This is a genomic window from Streptomyces graminilatus, assembly GCF_001418565.1.
Lineage (GTDB): Bacteria > Actinomycetota > Actinomycetes > Streptomycetales > Streptomycetaceae > Streptomyces > Streptomyces graminilatus.
Window position 1 is genome coordinate 1 of sequence record NZ_LIQQ01000679.1, and the last position, 1,411, is coordinate 1,411.

Annotated in this window: 1 protein-coding gene; it reads left to right on the top strand. The window is 70.0% G+C overall.

The window, feature by feature from the left end; translation table 11 throughout:
- Nucleotides 1-171 precede the first annotated feature (171 nt).
- Nucleotides 172-1,411, top strand: a 1,240-nt coding sequence (locus AOK08_RS39760) for a sialidase family protein (RefSeq protein ID WP_055535153.1), incomplete at its 3' end; no start/stop codon positions are given.

Consider the following 1,411-nt stretch of genomic DNA (forward strand, 5'->3'; position numbering starts at 1 on the left):
GCGTGGAGGAGCGGGAAACGTAGGGGCAAGGGGTCACATGGGTATGTATGTTCCGTACGTGCCACGCATGGTGACGGTCCGTCAGCGAAGCTACGGTCGTGACCTGTAGCCGCAGCACAGAACGCGCCCCCACCTCACCGCACCCCACCCCCCACTCCGCAAGGGAGAGCGATGACGCCTCTGAGCCGTACCCTGCTCGCCGCGACAGTCGGCGCGGCCCTGATCACCGGCACCGGAATCGGCACCGTCTTCACGGCGACGACGGCACAAGCGGCCACGCGCCCCTTCCACCCACCCCGCCCCGCCCGCGCGTCCTGCACCTCGTCGGTCCCGTACCTCGCGGGCCAGGGCGGCTACGACACCTACCGCATCCCCGCCACCGTCACGACCTCCAAGGGCACCCTGCTGGCCTTCGCGGAGGGCAGACACAGCGGGGCGGGGGACAGCGGCAACATCGATGTGGTCCTGCGCCGCTCCACGGACGGCGGCTGCACCTGGGGCCCACTGTCGGTGGTCGCGGCCGGGAACGGCGACACACGGGGCAATCCGGCACCGGTGGTGGACGAGGGGACGGGCAGCGTCGTGCTGGTGACGTCGTACAACGGCGGCGCGGTGACGGAGGCCCAGATCATGCGGGGTGAGGCGACGCCGGAGCAGAGCCGCAGGGTCTTCGTCCAGACGAGCTCAGCCGAGAGCGACGGCCGCGGCTTCACACCCCCGCGCGACATCACGGCCCAGGTGAAACTCCCGAACTGGCGCTGGTACGCGACGGGCCCGGGGCACGCGGTGTACGTGTCGCGAGGCCCGCACACGGGGAGGCTGGTCATCCCGGCCAACCACTCGGCGGCGCCGCCGGCGGGTTCGTCGGACACCGGCCAGGAGTCCAGGTACTACGGCGGCCACGCGATCTACAGCGACAACGGCGGCGGCACCTGGCACCTGGGGTTCGTGGACGACTCGTACGACGGCATCGAGAACGCCAACGAGACGAGCGCCGCCCAACTCCCGGACGGCAGACTGTACTTCTCCTCCAGGGACCAGAGCGGCCTGATGCCGGGCAACCGCCTGGACTCCTACTCGAGCGACGGCGCGGAGACCCTGGACCGCCCGTACACGGTCCAGCCCACCCTGAACGATGTGCCCATCGTCCAGGGCAGCGTCCTCCAACTGGACGGCGACTCGGACGCGTTGCTGTTCTCGGGCCCTTCGGAGCCGACGGCACGCCGGTCGATGGCCATCTGGCGGAGCGAGGACGGAGGAGGGACATTCCAGAAGGCCCTGACACTGTCGTCGCAGAAGGCCGCTTACTCGGATCTGGTGCGCGTGGACAAGCAGACGGTGGGGGTGCTGTACGAGACGGGGAGTGCGGGGACCTACGAGTCGATCGAGTTTCGGCTGTTGGGGGTGGGGG